The sequence below is a fragment of the Devosia sp. BK genome, assembly GCF_032907385.1.
Classification (GTDB): domain Bacteria; phylum Pseudomonadota; class Alphaproteobacteria; order Rhizobiales; family Devosiaceae; genus Devosia.
Genome location: NZ_JAIMBX010000003.1, coordinates 581,279 through 599,290 on the forward strand (window position 1 = coordinate 581,279; position 18,012 = coordinate 599,290).

At 61.1% G+C, this 18,012-nt stretch carries 12 protein-coding genes, 1 pseudogene and 1 riboswitch; of the genes and pseudogenes, 5 read left to right on the forward strand and 8 right to left on the reverse strand.

The window, feature by feature from the left end:
• Positions 1–64: 64 nt before the first annotated feature.
• From DevBK_RS18345 to DevBK_RS18370, 6 genes are all read right to left on the reverse strand, one after another.
• Complete coding sequence (locus DevBK_RS18345; protein ID WP_061911857.1) at positions 65–763, reverse strand: FadR/GntR family transcriptional regulator; 699 nt, start codon at positions 761–763, stop codon at positions 65–67.
• The gene (locus tag DevBK_RS18350) at positions 756–1,796 is read right to left on the reverse strand and encodes a four-carbon acid sugar kinase family protein (RefSeq protein WP_317186489.1); all 1,041 of its coding nucleotides are present in this window, start codon (positions 1,794–1,796) and stop codon (positions 756–758) included. Before DevBK_RS18350 ends, DevBK_RS18345 begins: the two co-directional genes overlap by 8 nt.
• Positions 1,789–3,402, reverse strand: a complete 1,614-nt coding sequence (locus tag DevBK_RS18355; protein ID WP_317186490.1) for an ABC transporter ATP-binding protein — start codon at positions 3,400–3,402, stop codon at positions 1,789–1,791. Before DevBK_RS18355 ends, DevBK_RS18350 begins: the two co-directional genes overlap by 8 nt.
• The gene (locus tag DevBK_RS18360) at positions 3,395–4,315 is read right to left on the reverse strand and encodes an ABC transporter permease (protein ID WP_061911860.1); all 921 of its coding nucleotides are present in this window, start codon (positions 4,313–4,315) and stop codon (positions 3,395–3,397) included. Before DevBK_RS18360 ends, DevBK_RS18355 begins: the two co-directional genes overlap by 8 nt.
• A gap of 9 nt (positions 4,316–4,324) precedes the next feature.
• A complete protein-coding gene (locus DevBK_RS18365; RefSeq protein WP_061911941.1) occupies positions 4,325–5,239 on the reverse strand; it encodes an ABC transporter permease in 915 nt (304 codons plus the stop codon).
• Between the two features lie 76 nt (positions 5,240–5,315).
• Positions 5,316–6,818 carry an ABC transporter substrate-binding protein gene (locus tag DevBK_RS18370; protein ID WP_317186561.1) on the reverse strand — a complete coding sequence of 501 codons (1,503 nt, stop codon included), beginning with the start codon at positions 6,816–6,818 and terminating at the stop codon, positions 5,316–5,318.
• A 301-nt stretch (positions 6,819–7,119) separates the two neighbouring features.
• Between DevBK_RS18370 and DevBK_RS18375 the strand changes: the two genes are divergently transcribed.
• From DevBK_RS18375 to DevBK_RS18395, 5 genes are read left to right on the forward strand one after another with little or no spacing between them, the layout of a single operon-like run.
• Positions 7,120–8,292 carry a sialidase family protein gene (locus tag DevBK_RS18375; RefSeq protein ID WP_317186491.1) on the forward strand — a complete coding sequence of 391 codons (1,173 nt, stop codon included), beginning with the start codon at positions 7,120–7,122 and terminating at the stop codon, positions 8,290–8,292.
• On the forward strand, positions 8,289–9,236 hold the full coding sequence (gene pdxA / locus DevBK_RS18380; RefSeq protein ID WP_317186492.1) for a 4-hydroxythreonine-4-phosphate dehydrogenase PdxA: 948 nt from the start codon (positions 8,289–8,291) through the stop codon (positions 9,234–9,236). Before DevBK_RS18375 ends, pdxA begins: the two co-directional genes overlap by 4 nt.
• Positions 9,236–10,165 carry a dihydrodipicolinate synthase family protein gene (locus DevBK_RS18385; RefSeq protein WP_317186493.1) on the forward strand — a complete coding sequence of 310 codons (930 nt, stop codon included), beginning with the start codon at positions 9,236–9,238 and terminating at the stop codon, positions 10,163–10,165. The genes pdxA and DevBK_RS18385 overlap by 1 nt, the downstream gene beginning before the upstream one ends.
• Positions 10,158–11,294, forward strand: coding sequence for an iron-containing alcohol dehydrogenase (locus DevBK_RS18390; protein WP_317186494.1), 1,137 nt, complete (start codon positions 10,158–10,160; stop codon positions 11,292–11,294). Before DevBK_RS18385 ends, DevBK_RS18390 begins: the two co-directional genes overlap by 8 nt.
• A 26-nt stretch (positions 11,295–11,320) precedes the next feature.
• Positions 11,321–11,899 carry a cob(I)yrinic acid a,c-diamide adenosyltransferase gene (locus DevBK_RS18395; protein WP_244483988.1) on the forward strand — a complete coding sequence of 193 codons (579 nt, stop codon included), beginning with the start codon at positions 11,321–11,323 and terminating at the stop codon, positions 11,897–11,899.
• Here DevBK_RS18395 and metH read toward each other — a convergent pair.
• A pseudogene (gene metH / locus DevBK_RS18400) lies at positions 11,880–15,574 on the reverse strand (methionine synthase); the annotation flags it as partial. The gene DevBK_RS18395 and the pseudogene metH sit on opposite strands and share 20 nt — an antisense overlap.
• A gap of 125 nt (positions 15,575–15,699) precedes the next feature.
• On the reverse strand, positions 15,700–17,598 hold the full coding sequence (locus DevBK_RS18405) for a TonB-dependent receptor plug domain-containing protein (protein ID WP_317186495.1): 1,899 nt from the start codon (positions 17,596–17,598) through the stop codon (positions 15,700–15,702).
• 179 nt (positions 17,599–17,777) lie between these two features.
• Positions 17,778–17,970: riboswitch (cobalamin riboswitch) on the reverse strand.
• Positions 17,971–18,012 lie beyond the last annotated feature (42 nt).

The following is an 18,012-nucleotide window of genomic DNA, read 5'->3' on the forward strand; positions in this document are numbered from 1 at the left end:
GCTGGCGGCGACAAGATTGGTCCCAAAGCCAAGGCTTGGCAAGGGATTTTGGGCAACAGTCGGCCTATTGCTTGGGCGCAAAAAGCCGATCGCGCGAGCCCATCAGGTGGTTGCGCATCAGGGTTCGTGCCGTATCGCCGTCGCTGGTCGAGATCGCTTCGAAGATGGCCGTATGCTCGACGAGGACATGGCTCAACCCGTCGCTGGTGCGCCGCAGCGACAGACCGTGCAGCCGCATGCCGACCGCGATGTGCTCTTCTAGCGCCTGCATGGCCGTCACAAAATAAGGGTTCACCGAGGCTTGGGCGATGCTGAGATGAAACATGAAATCCGCATCGGCCCGGTGCGCCTGGCGATTGGTCGCGTCACGTAAAAGGTTCAGCGCCGTCTTGATCTTGCCAAGCGCCTCCGGACTACGTCGCTGGGCCGCCATCGCTGCGGCTTCTGGCTCGATAGTCAGCCTGAAATCATAGCAATGCTGAAGGTCCGAAAGGTTCTCCATCTGGCCAAAACCAAGTGGCTCGCGAATGCCTTGTTCGCGCACAAAGCTGCCGGCACCCCGGCGGGAATAGATCATGCCTTGGTCGCGGAGGCGCTGGAGAGCATCGCGGACAACGGGGCGAGAAACCTGGAATTCGGCGGCGAGGGCATGCTCGGTCGGCAGGCGTTCGTCGACCGCATAGGCGCCGGACTTGATCGAGCGCTGTATGCGGTCGAAAACCGTATCAGCAAGGTTGCGCCGCCCGGTGAGACTATCAGACATGACTGTGCACAGGGCTCCCGACGCTAAAATATGGGGCAAGCAGGGTGGACAAGGTGTCCGGATCGCCAAAACCGCCCGATTTGGTGATGACAGTCAAGTCTCCGGCCCGGGCAATGGGCAGGCCAGGCAGAGCTTCCCCCAAGAGTTCGAGCACAGCGATGCCGAGTTGCTCGAGAATGACCTGTGCCGTGGCGCCGCCCGAGAGGACCAGCAGTGAGCCCGGCGGCGGAGAAAGTGCGGCCAGGGTTTTGCCAAGGGTGGTGGCCACGGCCTTTCCATCGGCCGGCGACGTGCCTGGCGTTGCCTGGATGATGGTGAGTTTCGAGGCGCCGACCAGCGGCGCGCCGTGCCCGTTTGGCGCGTCGATATAGCTGATTTTTTGGTCAGCGGCGCGCAGGCGATCGAGCTGGGCGAGAGTGATCGGATCGGTCGAGCCGATGACACAATAGGCCGGGCCTTTGGGAAAGGTGATCCTCGGCTCGGCAGCATCTGGTGCCATGGCTTTCGCCATCGCCTCGGCGAGCCCACGGGCGCCAATGGGCAGGTCGAATGCTCTGTTAAGCGCCTGGTCGATGTCCACCTGCTCGGCGATATCGGGAACCACGGAAGCGAGCGCGTGGCGGCCGAGACGGTCGGCAACGATGATAGGTTCGGCGACGCCAAAACCTCGGATCGCGCCATCTTTCACCAAGCGCCCAAAGGCCGGGATCGCAGGGATGACAAGACTCCTCTGATGCGGGATGGCATCGAGCTCGGCTTCGATGTTCCCCTTTAGGCGGGAGTCGACTTTCTTGAACAGTGGCGTCCCAGTCGGGAGTGCGGCAAGCGCATCGCGTACAGCGGCGTTTGCCGCTTGCGGCGAGATTTCGCGGCTATCGGTCGAGACGCTGACGATGCGCGCGCCTGTGGCGATTGCTTGGGGTAGGGCCGCCACATTGAGCGCCACGGCCGTCGAAATCCCGCGCATGGCAAAGGGCGCGGCTGCGTCCAATGCGCCGGTCAGATCGTCGGCTATGATCGCCCGTTCAAGCATGGATGAGAGCTGCTCGCCTTTGGGCCTGTACATCGGGATCGGGATCGAGGTTGGCAGCCAGCAGGCGCTGGGTATAGGGCTGCTGCGGTGCGTCAAAAATCTGCGCAGTCGGGCCGTACTCGACGATCTCGCCCGATTTCATCACGATGACGGTATCGGCAAAGTCTCTGACAACGCCGAGATCATGCGCGATGAACAGGAATGAAATCCCGAGCCGCTGGCGCAGGCCATCGAGTAGAGCGATCACCTGCGCCTGAATGGACACGTCGAGGGCTGACACCGCTTCGTCGCAGATGATCAATTCCGGCTCGAGCGCCAGCGCCCGGGCAATGGCGATGCGCTGCCGCTGACCACCGGAAAACTGGTGCGGATAGCGGTCGACATGTTCTGGCGAGAGGCCGACCTGTTCGAGCAGCTCGATCACCCGCGCCCGGCGTTTGCTCCGATCGGGCATCAGCTTGTGGATGTCCCACCCTTCGGCAATGAGCTGATAGACCGACATGCGCGGATTAAGCGATTGCGTCGGATCCTGAAACACCATCTGGATCTGCCGGCGCACGCCCAGGAGTTCGCTGCGGCCCATGGTGATGAGATCGCGACCCTTCCACAGCGCTTCCCCGCTATCGGCTTCTTCAAGCCGGAGCAGGGTGCGCGCCAAGGTCGATTTACCCGAGCCGCTTTCGCCGACAACGGCAAGGCTCTGGCCGCGCGCCAGTGTCAGCGACACGTCTTTGAGCGCGGCAAACTTGCCATAGGTTTTGCAGAGTTTTTTGGCATCGAGCAGCGGCGGTGCCGCCTGATCGAGCAGTTTGATCTCGCCCTTGCCGGGCGCCGCGTCGATCAGCTTTCGCGTGTAGGGGTGTTTTGCGTTGTGATAGACGTCGCGGGTCACACCTTCCTCGACGATCTCACCTTTGTTCATGACCACGACGCGATCGGCGATTTCGGCGACGACCCCGAGGTCGTGGGTAATCAGCACCAGCGCCATGCCGGTTTCGGCCTGCAATTCCTTGAGCAGCGCCAGCACTTCGGCCTGAATGGTCACGTCGAGCGCGGTGGTCGGCTCGTCGGCAATCAGGATATCGGGTTTCAGCATCAGCGCCATGGCGATCATCAGGCGCTGGCGCTGGCCGCCGGAAAACTGATGCGGATATTTGTGCATCGCCTTTTCAGGCTCAGGGATACCGACGCGGGTCACCAGTTCCAGCGCACGGGCCCGCGCCATGTCGGCGGGCCGGCCATGGGCGGTCATCATCTCCACGATTTGCCAACCCACGGTATAGACCGGGTTGAGATGGCCCAGCGGATCCTGGAAGATCATGGCGATCTTCTTGCCGTTGAGCGCCCGGTGCTTTTCGTAGGAGACCTTAAGAAGGTCTTCGCCCTCATAGAAAATCTCGCCCGAAACGATCTCGGCCGGCGGCATGTCGAGCAGATTCATCACCGCATTGGCGGAAACGGATTTTCCGGAGCCGCTTTCGCCAAGGATTGCCAGCGTTTCGCCACGCCCGACAGACCAGCTCACATTCTTGACCGCATTGACGGTGCCGCGGGCGGTGTGAAAGTCGACCGAAAGGTTTTTTACCGTGAGCAGGGGTTCAGACATTCTTGGTCTTCCTTGCTTCGAGGCGCCAGCGCTGGGCGGGGTCGAGTGCAATGCGCATCCAGTTCGACAGGAGGTTCAGCGACAGCGCGGTGATGACAATCATCAAGCCTGGCCAGAAGGCCAACCACCAGGCGGTATTGAGATACGGGCGGCCCTGCGCAACCATGAGACCCCAGGTAATATCGGGCGGCTGCACGCCGATGCCGAGGAAGGACAGCGAGCTTTCCGCCAGCATGACGAAGGCGAAATCGAGCGTCGCAATGGTCACCAACGTTGGCGCCACCACGGGCAGGATATGGCGCAGGATGATGCGCGCATGGCTTGCGCCCATCACCGTCGCCGCCTGCACGAACATGCGCTCGCGCACTTCAAGCACTTCGGCGCGGGTGGTGCGCAGATAGATCGGAATGCGGGTGATGGCGAGAACGAGGATCATGTTGGGGATCGATGGCCCCAACACATAAAGCACCACGACGGCGATCAGCAGCGAGGGGAAGGACATGATCACGTCGGCGAGGCGCATGATCACCTGTGAGGTGTTCTTGCCCATATAGCCGGCCACGAGGCCGAGACCGGCGCCGATCGTCAATGCGGCAACCACGGTGCCGGCCGCGATCAACATGGTCGAGTGCGCCGCAACAACGAGACGTGCCAACATAGGGCGGCCCAGCGAGTCGCCGCCGAGGAAGAAGGCCCAGCCGCGATCAAAGCTGAACGGCGGGAAATTGCGGCCACGCAGGTTTTGATCGCCCGCGAGTTCGCCGAGCAAGGTCGGACCAAGCAGCGCAAAGAGGACGATGATCAGCAGCACCACGGCTGAGATAAAGGCCAGCTTGTCCCGCCACAGCATGGAGAGCAGCGAGGGGCCGTGCGCAGTTGGCGCCGAGGTCTTGGCGAGCGACAGGTCTGCCATCATCGCCTCCTAGTTACGAATTCGCGGATCGAGCAGGCCATAGGCGAGATCGATCAGGATGTTCATGATGAAAATGGCCACGGCGGTGACCATGATGGCCGCCAGCACCACGTTGAAATCGCGCTGCAGGATGGAGTCGATCATCAGCTTGCCAACGCCGGGGAAGCCAAAAATGGTCTCGACGATGACGGCGCCGTTGAGCAAGGCCGCAGCCTGGTCGCCGATGACGGTAATCACCGGCAGCATGCCATTGCGCAGCGTATGGACGAAAATCAGCGGCAGGTTTTTCACGCCCTTTGCCCGAGCCGTTTTCACATAGGGCGCGCCGAGGGCCGAGATCATCGAGCCGCGCACCACCTGCACCACGAGCCCAAAGGGCCGGATGAACAGTACGGCGATCGGCAGCACCCAGTGCATCGGTGTACCGACACCGGAGGTGGGCACCCAGCCGAGGCCAATGGAGAAGACAACGATCGCGACGATGGCGATCCAGAAATCGGGGGCCGAAGCGCCGATTAGCGAGACGATCGACACCAGCCGATCAAAGAACCCGCCGACATTAAAGGCGGCCAGCGAGCCGAGGATAATCGCCGAAGTGACGACAAGGCCCATGGTGATCAGCGCCAGCGGCAGCGTCCAGGCATAGGCCTCGAGCACAACATCGATGGCCGGCCGCGCCTTGCGCAGGCTCTCGCCGAAATCGAGCTGCAGCAGATCGAGCACATAGCGGCCAAACTGCTCGATGAGTGGCAGATCAAGCCCGTGGAGCGCGCGGAACTGCTGCTTCATCTCTTCGGTCGCGTCGATGGGCAGAAAGAGAACTGCCGGGTCGCCGGTCAAGCGCGAAAGGAAGAACACCAAGATCATCAACCCCAGAAGGGAGAGAAGGCTGGCGATCGCTCGCTGTCCGATCATTTTGGTCATGCCGGTCACCCGTATTTTGAAAATTTGAGGTGCCGGGAAAGTCCCGGCACCTCGCAATCAGACCCTGGGACAGGTCTTACTTGAAGCCGATTTCGCTCAGCTGCAGCTGCTGGTTTGTCGCGATGGTCGGCGTGAAGTCGAGGCGTTCGCTGACGCGGCTGAGGCCAACCATGTGGAACAGCAGGACGTCGGCAACGACTTCGTCGTGGAGGTAAGCGAAGAGCTCGGACCAGAGACCAGCACGTTCGTCGCCGGTTGCAGCCGAGGCGCGGGCGATCAGGTCGTCGACCTTGGGATCGTTGACGCCGGACTGGGTGCCCTGGCTGTCATACTTGAAGAACATCGAGAAGACCGGGTCGCCGCGGCTATTGTCGTGCTGGGCAAGAACCAGACGGGTACCTTCGCTTTCGGGGTAGGGCTTTGAGTAGAACTGCTCGTGCTCGGCCACTTCCACCATGCGCACGGTGGCGTTAAAGCCGACGTCCTTGAGCATGTCGGTCAAGGCCTCAGCCACTTCCGTCACGTTGGGGAAGTTTTCGGTACGGGCAATGATCTCGATGGGCAGGCTCGTATCGACGCCGTCAGCCTTGGCTTCTTCAAGCCACTTCTTGGCCTGTTCGGGATCATAGGCCGGGACCTTGACGTCCGGGTTCCAACCGAGCGTCGTCGGCGGGACCATGGCGACGGCGAGTTCAGTGCCTTCAGGCAGAACGGTGCCGATAAAGGCTTCGCGGTCTATCGCTGCATTCAGAGCCTTGCGAACGCGGATGTCGCTGGTCGGAGCGTCCTGGTTGTCAACGCGGAGATAAACGGTTTCCGAATTGAGGTAGCTGAAATCGGTCGCCGGGTTGTTAGCGACTTCGGCCGTGATCTGCGGCGCGATATCGGCCTCACCAGCTTCGACCATGGCAGCGCGAACGGCTGGCTCCGAGCGGAACACATAGGTCGCCTTGGTTACGGCCGGGGCTTCACCCCAATAGTCATCGCGGCGTTCAAGCACGATCTGCTGGCCGGCGGTCCATTCGGTCAGCTTGTAGGGGCCGGTGCCGATGGGGTCGCGGACGAATTCCATCGGGGTTTCCGATGGTACGATGGTGACAAGGCTCATCAGCAGCGGCAGCACGGGCTGCGCGGGCTCGGCCTTGACGTTGATGGTCAGGTCGTCGACCACATCGAAGGTCAGTGCGGTGTCGGCGAAGTAACGCTTGCTCTCGCAGGTGATCTGGTCGGAGAAAACCCGATCGAACGAGTGCTTGACGTCAGCAGCATCAAAAGCCGAACCGTCCGAGAACTTTACGTCCGGGCGCAGCTTGAACTGCCACACGCCGTCGCCCTGGTCTTCCCAGCTTTCAGCCAGGCGCGAGGTGAGACCCTTGTCGCCACGCACGTCGAGTTCGGTCAGCGTTTCGCTGATATTCTGCAGAATAACGCGGCCGATATTGGAGCGGGTCGCCATGCAGGGCTCGACCAGATCAAGCTCTTCGCTCAGCACAACGGTGATATCGGTATTGGCCTGCGCCAGGGCAGGGGCAATGGTCGTGGACGCCAAAAGGGCGCCGACCAGAATCGGCTTTAGCAACAAGGTAACCTCCCATCGCAGCTTGACGGTGCCATGAGCGTCGCTGCGGGGCGCTCATGCATATTCCTCCGAGGACGGACGAGGTCCTTCCTTGTGGCTGAGCTAATTCCATTCGGCCCTATGTTGTCAAACCAAAAATTATCGACATTACAACTTCATGATTTTGGAAACTTTAACATATTGATATGTCGTATTAAAATATGAACCTGAGTTGACAGTGATTGCAAATTGCAAGGAATTCAAGATTGACAACATGTTTGAAGATGTGAAATTTGACCCAACCAAAGTGAAGGGGAGAGCTATGTCGCCGGAGGAAATTGCGGCCCGTATGGATGGTCGTCTGGTTTCTGGTGCCGATGGACGGCTTGAGGCATTTTTGCCTTCGCCCATGGTGCAAAATCACGCCGCCTTCATCGAGCGCCTGGACGATGGCGCGCTTGCCTGCCTCTGGTTCGGCGGCACGCTCGAAGGCAAGTCCGACATTTCCATCTATGGCACGACGCTCAGCGCAGGCGCCGAAAGCTGGACGCCGTCGGTGCGGCTCAGCCACGATCCCGATCGCTCCGAGCAAAACCCGGTGCTCTGGCGCAATGGCGCCGGCCAGTGGCAGCTTTTTCACACGGCCCAGCCCTCGGGCAATCAGGACGAGTGCCTGCTGCGCGCCCGCATAATTTCTGTCTCCGGTGGCGAACTGACCGGCGAAGAGCCGCGCACAATCGACCTGCCACTTGGCAGCTTCATTCGCGGCCGTTTTGTCCGTCGCAATGACGGCGCCTGGATGATGCCGATCTTCCGCTGCATCTCCCGCCCCGGCCAGCGCTGGAACGGTAGTCACGACACCGCCGCCGTGGCGATCAGCCATGACGAGGGCCAGACCTGGACCATGTCCGAAGTGCCGGGCTCGATCGGCTCGGTCCACATGACCATCGTGCCGCTCGATGGCGATCATATGGTCGCCTTGTATCGCCGCCGTCAGTCGGACTTCGTCCATCGCTCGGAAAGCCTTGATGGAGGCAAGACCTGGTCTGCGCCCGCGCCGACCGACGTGCCGAACAACAATTCCTCGATTAACGTCATCCGCCTTGCCGATGGGCGCTTGGCGATGCTGTGCAATCCGACCTCGGCCGCCACTTCGTCCGATCGCCGCGTCTCGCTCTATGACGAGATCGAAGAGGGCGATGATCGCCCCGACGCCTCCGGCGGCTGCGCCCCGATCTGGGGCGTGCCCCGCGCGCCGATAGCGCTTTGCGTCTCGAGCGATGGCGGCAAAACCTGGCCGCTGCGCCGCATTGTCGACGACAGCCCCGGCACCTGCCTGTCCAATAATTCCGTCGATGGACGGAACAAGGAATTGTCCTACCCCTATCTGCTGGAAGGCGAGGACGGCGCATTGCACGTCGCCTACACCTATTTCCGGCGTGCCATCAAATATGTCCGTCTCCCCGTGGGATGGATCGACGGAGAACACTCGTGAGCGACATCATCGGCATTACCATGGGCGACCCGGCTGGCGTCGGCCCCGAGATTTCGGTGAAAGCCGTGGCGGAAATGAGCGCCGACGAACGCGCCCGCACCCGCATCTATGGCAATCGCGAAACCTTGGATAAGGCGCGCACGGCTCTTGGGGTTGATATCGACCTAGACGGTGTGGTCGTCGACCTGCCCATCGAAGGTGGCCCGCTCCCCTGGGGCAAGCTCGATCCGCGCGGCGGCGACGCCGCTTTCCGCTTCATCGAAAAAGCCGTGCGCGATTCCGAAGCCGGTAATATCGGCTGCATCGTCACCGCCCCGATAAACAAGGAAGCGCTCAACCTTGCGGGTCATCACTATGATGGCCACACCGGCATGCTGGCGCATCTGACCGGCCAGAAGACCGCCTGGATGCTCCTCGGCTCCGAGCGCCTGAAGGTCATTCACGTTTCGACCCACGTGTCGCTCAAAACCGCCATCGATCGCGCCACGCCCGAACGTATCCTTGCGACAATTCGCACCGGCAACGAACACCTCAAGCGCATCGGCTACGAAAATCCGCGCATCGCCGTCGCCGGCATCAATCCGCACTGCGGCGAGAGCGGCCTCTTCGGGAATGAGGATGATCTGCAGGTCGTCCCCGCCGTCGCCATGGCCAAGGCCGAAGGCATCAATGTCGTCGGTCCCATCTCGGCCGACACGGTCTATCACCGCGCCTATACCGGCGCCTTCGATCTCGTCGTCGCCCAGTATCATGATCAGGGCCATATTCCGATCAAGCTCGTCGCCTTCGACACCGCCGTCAACGTTTCGCTCGGCCTTCCCATCGATCGCACCTCGGTCGATCACGGCACTGCCTTCGACATTGCCGGCACCGGCAAGGCCAACCACACCAATATGCAGTCCGCCATCGCCTATGCGCGGCGGCTCGTTTCGGGGAAGAAGTGATGAATCCGGTTAAAAACCTCCCCGTCTCCGGCGTCTTCTGCGCCTCCGCAACGCCCGTCCTTGAGAACGGTGCACCCGACCACGCCGCCTTCGCCGCCCACTGCAAGGCGCTGATAGAAGAAGGTTGCGACGGCGTCGCTCTCCTTGGCACTACCGGCGAAGCAAATTCGTTCAGCATCACCCAGCGCCAGGACCTCCTTGAAAAGGTCATCGTCGCAGGCCTTGATCCGCAGCGCCTGCTCCCCGGCACATCGCAGACCAATATCCCCGACAGCATCACGCTGGTAAAGCACGCGGTCGAAGCCGGCGTAAAAGCCTGCGTCGTGCTCCCGCCCTTCTATTACAAGGGCGTCAGCGACGAAGGCCTCTTCCGCTTCTATGCCGAACTGATCGAAGGCGTCGGCAGCAACGATCTGCGCGTCATCCTCTACCACATCCCGCCCATCGCCCAGATCGGCATCTCGCTCGACCTCACCGCGCGCCTCCGCGAAGCTTTTCCCGGCGTCATCGTCGGCGTGAAGGATTCTTCAGGCAAAATCGAGAGCATGCAGGCCTTCGCTGGGGCATTCGAGAATTTTTCTGTCCTTGCCGGCGCCGACCCCTTCATGCTGCCGCTGCTGCGCTTGGGCGGGGCAGGGTGCGTCACCTCCAGCTCCAATCTCATCGGCAAGCATCTGCGCGTCGTCTTCGACAACTGGTTCGATCCCGCGCAGAACGAGAAAGTCGACGCTGCCCAGGCACGCATCAATGCCTGGCGCGATCTGTCCAACGCCTATGTGCAGCTCCCGACCATCAAGGCCATGCTGGCCAAGCGTCGCAACCACGCCGGCTGGACCCGCGTTCGCCCGCCGCTGGTCGATCTGACCCCGGCAGAACTCGACACTGTCTGGACCAAGATGGCCGAACTCGAGGCGCAAGAAAATGTCTGACGCCATCCTTTCCATGGCCCGGCCAATCGCGCTGGTGCAGCCTGCCCGCCTCGAAATCGGTGCCGGCGCCGTTTCGCGCCTCGCCGAATGGGCCGCGCCCTATAAGCGCGTTTTCGTCGTTGCCATGGCCCCCACCGTCGGCTTCGTCTCCCTCATCGGCCTCAAGGGCGAAGTCGAAACTTTTGTCGACATTCCGCCTGAGCCCGATCTCCCCGCCGTCGAAGCCGTGCTCAAAGCCGCCCGCGCCTTCAAGCCCGACCTCGTCGTCGGTCTCGGCGGTGGTTCGGTCATGGACGTCGCAAAGCTCGTTGCGGTCCTCTGGGACGGCACGCAGTCCGTGCTCGATGTCGTCGGTCCCAATAAGGTTGAGGGCCGCCGGACGGCCCTAGCTCAAGTGCCCACCACCTCCGGCACCGGCTCGGAAGCCGGTATCCGTTCGCTGGTCACGAACCCCGAAACCCTCGCCAAGCTCGCGATCGAAAGCCGGCACATGCTGGCCGATATCGCGGTGCTCGATCCCGAACTGACCTACTCGGTCCCCGCCGCCGTCACCGCCGCCACCGGCATCGATGCGCTGGCCCACTGCGTGGAAGCCTTCACCAATATCAAGTCGCATCCGCTGATCGACGGCTATGCCACCTTGGGCATCGAACTCGTCGGTCGCTATCTGGCCCGCGCTGTCGCCAATGGCTCCGATACCGAAGCCCGCGCCGGCATGATGCTCGCCTCCTACTATGGCGGCGTCTGCCTCGGCCCGGTCAACACCGCTGGCGGCCACGCGCTCGCTTACCCCCTCGGCACCCGCCTGAAACTGCCGCATGGCCTCGCCAATGCGATCATCTTTCCGCACGTCCTGGCCTTCAACGCGTCGGAGCGCCCGGAAAAAACCGCTGCAGTGCTCGCCGCCCTCGGCCTGCCGAGCCATGCCGACGAACGCATCGTCCTTGCCGGTGCCCGGGATTATTGCAGCGCCCTCGGCGTCGACATGAGCCTCAAGAACCACGGCGCCGATGAAGCTGACTTCCCGCTCTGGGCTGCAGAAGCTTTTGCCATCAAGCGCCTGATCGACAACAATCCCCGCCCTCTTGGCGAGGCCGATATCTTGGCGATCTACCAAGGCGCGTTCTAACGACGTCCTTGACAGCGCAGCGACCCATGCTCACCACAGGCATGGTCGCTGTGCTGGAGGTTGTTTTGGGAAATCGTCTATCTAAAATCGTTACCCGCACCGGCGACAACGGCACAACGGGCCTCACTGACGGCTCACGCCTTCGCAAGGACGCGCCTTTGATTGAGGCTATGGGCACGGTCGACGAGCTCAACAGCACCATAGGCTTTGCCGAGAGTCAGCAGACCGACGCCGCCATTATCGAGGTGCTGATCGACATCCAGCACGACCTCTTCGATCTCGGTGGTGCGCTCTCCATGCCCGGTCACCCGGTGCTGACCGAAGCCCATATCGAAGCGTTGGATCAGATCGTCGCGGACTGGAACGCCGATCTGCCGCCGCTTAAGGAATTCATCCTACCCGGCGGTTCTGCCGCCGTCGCTTCGCTGCACGTCGCGCGCACGGTCTGCCGACGTGCCGAACGCCGCCTGCTATCGCTCGACGAAGAGCGGACAACCCAAGGGCGGGTCTATCTCAATCGCCTCTCAGACCTGTTGTTCATCGCCGCCCGCGTCGCGTCGGGCGGCAATGAGCGCTATTGGAAACCTAGGCCGGCACGTAGTTGAGCACGGGCGCCAGCCAGCGTTCCACTTCGGCGATTTCCATGCCCTTTCGGCTTGCATAATCAAGCACTTGATCACGCTCGACCTTGGCGACGCCGAAGTAATAAGCATCGGGATGGCCGATATAAATGCCGGACACCGATGAACCCGGCCACATGGCCATGCTCTCGGTCAGTTGCACGCCGGTATTGGCTTCTGCATCGAGCAGGCGGAACAGCGTCACCTTTTCGGTATGGTCCGGCTGGGCGGGATAGCCCGGGGCAGGGCGGATCCCGCGATAGGGCTCGCCGACCAGTTCATTGGGCGCAAAGGTCTCGTCTTCGGCATAGCCCCAGAATTCCTTGCGCACGCGCTGGTGCAACATCTCGGCCATGGCTTCGGCATAACGATCGGCCAGGGCCTTGACCATGATCGACCCGAAATCGTCGTTTGCTCTTTTGAAGCGTTCGGCAATCTCGTTTTCTTCGGGACCCGCCGTAACGACGAAACCGCCGAGATAGTCATGGGTGCCGATCGGTGCGACGAAATCGGCCAGCGCCACATTGGGGCTATCGCCGCGCTTCGAGGTCTGCTGTCGCAGCGTATAGAGCGTCGCGAGTTCCGCATTGCGGTCCTTGTCGGCAAAAAGTTTGATGTCGTCGCCGACGGCATTGGCGGGCCAGAAGCCAACAACCGCCCGCGGCTTGAACCAGTTTTCGGCGATGATGCGCTTGAGCATATCCTGCGCATCGGCGAACAGCTGACGCGCCACTTCGCCTTGCTTTTCATCATCGAGAATGCGCGGATAGACGCCCTTCAGTTCCCAGGTCTGGAAGAACGGCGTCCAATCAATGTACCGCGCAATCTCGGCGAGATCCCAATCCTCGATGACCCGCGTGCCGAAAAACTGAGGCGCGTTGACCTTGTAGTCGGTCCAGTCGATCTTGAAATGGTTGGCGCGCGCCGAGGTCAGCGGCAGGCGCTGCTTGGCCAATTCCGCGCGCTCGTGCTTTTCAGCAACCTCGACATATTCGGCGCGAATGCCGGCGACATAATCCGGCTTCATCGTCTCAGAGAGCAACTGGCCAACCACACCCACGGCGCGGCTGGCATCGGTCACATAAATGGCCTGGCCCTTCGTATAGCGTGGCGCGATTTTCACAGCTGTGTGCACGCGCGACGTCGTGGCGCCGCCGATCAGCAGCGGAATATCAAAACCTTCGCGCTCCATTTCGGAGGCGAGATGCACCATTTCATCGAGCGAGGGCGTGATGAGACCCGAAAGCCCGATGACATCGACCTTCTCCGCGCGCGCCGTTTCCAAAATCTTCTGCGGCGGCACCATGACGCCGAGGTCGACAATCTCGTAATTGTTGCAGGCGAGCACGACGCCGACGATGTTCTTGCCGATATCGTGGACGTCGCCCTTGACCGTCGCCATCAGGATCTTGCCGGCCGATTGCCGCTGATCGCCGCCGGTCAGGGCTTTTTCCTCTTCCATATAGGGGAGGAGCACCGCCACGGCCTGCTTCATCACGCGCGCCGATTTGACCACCTGCGGTAGGAACATTTTCCCCGCGCCAAAGAGGTCGCCGACGACGTTCATGCCGGCCATCAACGGGCCTTCGATCACATGCAGCGGGCGCTCGGCATTCTGGCGCGCTTCTTCGGTGTCGGCCTCAATGAATTCGGTGATGCCATTGACGAGCGCATGCTCGATCCGCTTGTCGATAGGCCATTCGCGCCAGGCAAGGTCACGGACCTTTTCTTCACGCGCGCCGCCCTTGAAGCGATCGGCAATTTCAAGCATTCGCTCGGTCGCCGTACCGCCGGTTTTCGGCTTGCGGTTGAGGACGACATCCTCGCACGCTTCGCGCAGTTCCGGGTCGATCTGGTCATAGACGGCAAGCTGCCCGGCATTGACGATGCCCATGTCCATGCCCGCCTTGATGGCGTGGTAGAGAAACACGGCATGCATCGCCTCGCGCACCGGCTCATTGCCGCGGAAGCTGAAGGAGAGATTGGAAACGCCACCCGAAATATGGGCATAGGGCAGGTTCTGGCGGATCCAGGCCGTCGCCTCGATGAAGTCGACGCCGTAATTGTCGTGCTCTTCGATGCCGGTCGCCACGGCGAACACATTTGGGTCGAAGATGATGTCTTCGGGCGGAAAGCCCATTTCTTCGACTAGGATTTTATAGGCACGCGCGCAAATGTCGATCTTTCGCTGATAGGTATCGGCTTGGCCCTGTTCGTCAAAGGCCATGACGACGACGGCGGCACCATAGGCCATGCAGAGACCAGCATAGTGCCGGAACTGCTCTTCGCCTTCCTTGAGCGAGATGGAATTGACGATCGGCTTGCCCTGCACGCATTGCAGGCCCGCCTCGATCACCTCCCATTTGGAAGAGTCGATCATCACCGGAACGCGGGCGATTTCCGGCTCCGAAGCGATGAGGTTGAGGAACTCGACCATGGCGGCCTTGGAGTCGATCAGCCCCTCGTCCATGTTGATGTCGATGACCTGCGCGCCATTCTCGACCTGATCGCGCGCCACAGCGAGCGCCGCCGTATAATCCCGCGCCGTGATCAGCTTGCGAAAGCGCGCACTGCCCGTGACATTGGTCCGCTCGCCGATATTGACGAAGGGAATATCGGGCGTGAGGACGAAAGGCTCGAGGCCGGAAAGGCGGAGATAGCGGCTCAATGGACGACCCTCGGCGCAACGCCTGCAACGGCATCAGCGATGGCGCGGATATGGTCCGGCGTCGTACCACAGCAGCCGCCCACCACATTGACAATGCCTTCGCGCGCGAACTCGCCCACCTGTTTGGCGGTGTCCTCTGGGCCTTCATCATATTGGCCGAAGGCGTTAGGCAGGCCGGCATTGGGGTAGGCGCAGGTAAAGGTGTCGGCGACGCCCGAAATTTCGGTCATGTGCGGGCGCATTGCCTCGGCTCCTAGCGCACAGTTTAGCCCGATGGTGAAGGGACGCGAATGTTTGACCGAATGCCAGAAGGCAGTCGGCGTCTGCCCGGTCAGCGTCCGCCCCGAGGCATCGGTAATCGTACCCGAGATCATCATCGGCAGCGCCACGCCGGTCGCTTCGAAAGCTTCCATGCAGGCAAAGATCGCCGCCTTGGCATTGAGCGTATCGAAGATCGTTTCGATCAGGATGACGTCTGCACCGCCCGCGATGAGGCCGTTGACCTGCTGCGAATAGGCTTTGCGCAGGTCTTCGAACGTTACCGCGCGAAAACCGGGATTGTTTACATCGGGGCTGATTGATGCCGTGCGGTTGGTTGGTCCAACGGCGCCGGCCACAAAGCGCGGCTTGCCGTCGATAGCGGTCGCGCGATCAAGCGCGCGGCGCACGACACGCGCACCCTCGACATTGAGATCATGCACCGCCGATTCCATGCCGTAATCGGCCTGGGCAATCGTGGTCGCCGAAAAAGTATTGGTCTCGACGATATCGGCACCAGCCATGGCGTATTTGAAGTGAATCTCTTCGATCGCTTCGGGCTGGGTGAGGATCAGAAGGTCGTTATTGCCCTTCTGCGGATGATCGGAATGATGCCGGCATGCGTGACCAAACCCGTGGCCGACGAAGTCATCCTCGGAAAGCCCCAATCCCTGGATTTGCGTGCCCATGGCGCCATCCAGAACAAGGATGCGCTCACGCGCCAATTTTTCCAGGAGCTTACGGCTGGGGGATGGGTTTGCCGGCATGATGACCTCGTCTTTCCTGGCCTTTTACCGAGGGTTTTTCGGAAAAGAAAGCCAAGCCAGATGTGGTGCTCATGCCGGCAGATGTGAAGGCGTCAGAAGCTCGCCTTGGCTCCTGCATAGAAAGTCCGGCCCTGCGTATTGTAGCCCAGAACCTCCTGGTACTTGGTGTCGAAGAGGTTCTGCACGCGGCCATAGACCTCGACCTGGTCGTTGATCTTATAATTCAGGCCGGCATTGACGACGGTGTAGGCAGGAAGCGTCACGTTGACAGCTGGGAATTGCGAAAAGTCGGTATCGAGGTTTGGCCCGTTCAAAACCACCTCGCTATGCAGCGTCAACGGAATTTCCGGCAGCGTATAGGCGATGTCGATCGCGCCGGAATGCTCGGGACGACGGATCTCTCGTGCACCATTCGGCTGGCGAGCGTCGAGATAGGTGTAGGTCACGCCGGCGGTCAGACCTTCGACGATGTTGACGCGAGCGGATAGCTCGACGCCTTGGCGGGTGCTGGTGCCGAGCAGATTGACGACCGTGCTCGGTGCAAAGCCCTGCGTCTGGATCTGGTTTTCGAGCGTCTGGTTGAAATAGGTCGCATCGAGAACAACCACACCGTCAAGCAGGCTCTGCTCGACCCCAATATCCCAGCCAAAGCTCGATTCCGGCACCAGACCGGGATTGGGAATGAACAGGGCAGGATTGAAGCCGAACTGTTCGTAGAAGGTCGGATTGGTCGAACCGGTCCCGAGCGAAGCGTGGAGGCGCGTTCCGGTATCCGGAACCTGCCATGCGCCGCTGAGGCTATAGGTGGTGACGTCGGCAAAGCCTTCGTTGAAATCGTGGCGCAGGGCTGCGGTAAGGAAAACCTGATCGAAATAGGTGCCGCGATATTCCCCGACGAGCGAATTGGTGACGCGCTTCTGCACATCGAGCTTGGTCGGCACGAGTTGCTGGAAGGTTTCGTAGACCACATCATAGCCGAGGGTAACGGTATGCGTGCTGTCGAGGAAATCCGGCGTGTCGAAGTTGCGACCGACTTGATAAGACGCTTTGTAACGATCGTTGGTATTGAGCGAAGCGCCAAACTGATCGTTGGCGCCGCGCTCGATCGTGCCGGCGCTGACGCGGGCATTTTGAAACCAAAGGCCATCTTCGCTCACCCAGCCAAGACCAAGAGCGCCGGAAAGCTCCTTGATGGTGGCGGTATCCGGAGTGTCCTGAACGATCCCGGAAAAATCCTGGCCATCAGCGTACGCATCGATGCGCGCATAACGGATGCTGCCATCAAGGGTAAGCTGCGGCGTGATATCGGCGGCAAACCGACCATTGGCATCGATATGATTGGCTCCGTCGAGCTCGGTGCCAAACGAGGAGACATTGAAGCCGTTGGTGTGCCGCATGGTCAGCGAACCCGAAATGTCGAAATTGTCCTGGCCATAGGCCAGCGACCCGCTTGTCATCTTCGTGCCGTCTGTGCCCGTTTCACCCGCCAGAGTGCCGTGCAAACCGTCCTCGGATACCGATTTCGTCACGATATTGATAACGCCCGCCATGGCATTGGCGCCCCAGAACGCGCTTTGCGGCCCACGCAGAATTTCGATGCGTTCGACATTGGTCATCGCCAGGCGCGCAAAGTCGAATTCCCCGTCCGAGTTTTCGCTGACCGGCACGCCATCGATCAGTACGAGCACATGATTGGCTTCGGCGCCACGGACACGGATCTGCGTCTTGTTGCCGAATGAGCCCGTGCGCGACACCGCAAACCCCGGCACCTGACGCAGCACGTCCGCGATATAGGGCGTGCCGCTCAATGCGATCTGATCACCATCGATCACGGTATAGGACCGCCCGATTTCATTCTCTTCAAACGGGGTCAGGCCACCGGCATTGATGACGAGCTTGGGGAGGATCGTTTCCTGAGCCGTAACGGGAAGGGCTATCGCCAGAGTGGCAGTCAGCAGGGCGATGGACGAGGTGAGCGACTTGAAACGCATAGGGCGTGGCTTTCGAGGTGGCGCGACGGCTCAGGCGGAAGCGTGAATGCTTCCCGCGCATGAGGCGCACAGAGATTGAAATGAGGTGGGGCGTGCGGCCGGATTAGCGGCGCGACGGCATCGGGGGACGATCGCTCATCGTCTGTCTTGTCCTCCGCCCGATCCGCCCGATCAGCCTGAAATGAATCCGCTTCCATGGCAGGTCTCCTGGCTCGCGGATCAAGCCGACGTTTCGCCTTCCCAGCCCAAAAGCCAGTGGACACTGAAACGTCGTCTCCGCTTACAGTTGCGGGGGCAGCGTCGGACTGGGGATCGCTCCTTGACCGGCTTCCCTATTATCCCCTTGCGAGGACCATGGACGGGCCGAAAATGAACAAAGCCTTAATTCAAGTCAACGACGTAAGGCCGTTCGCG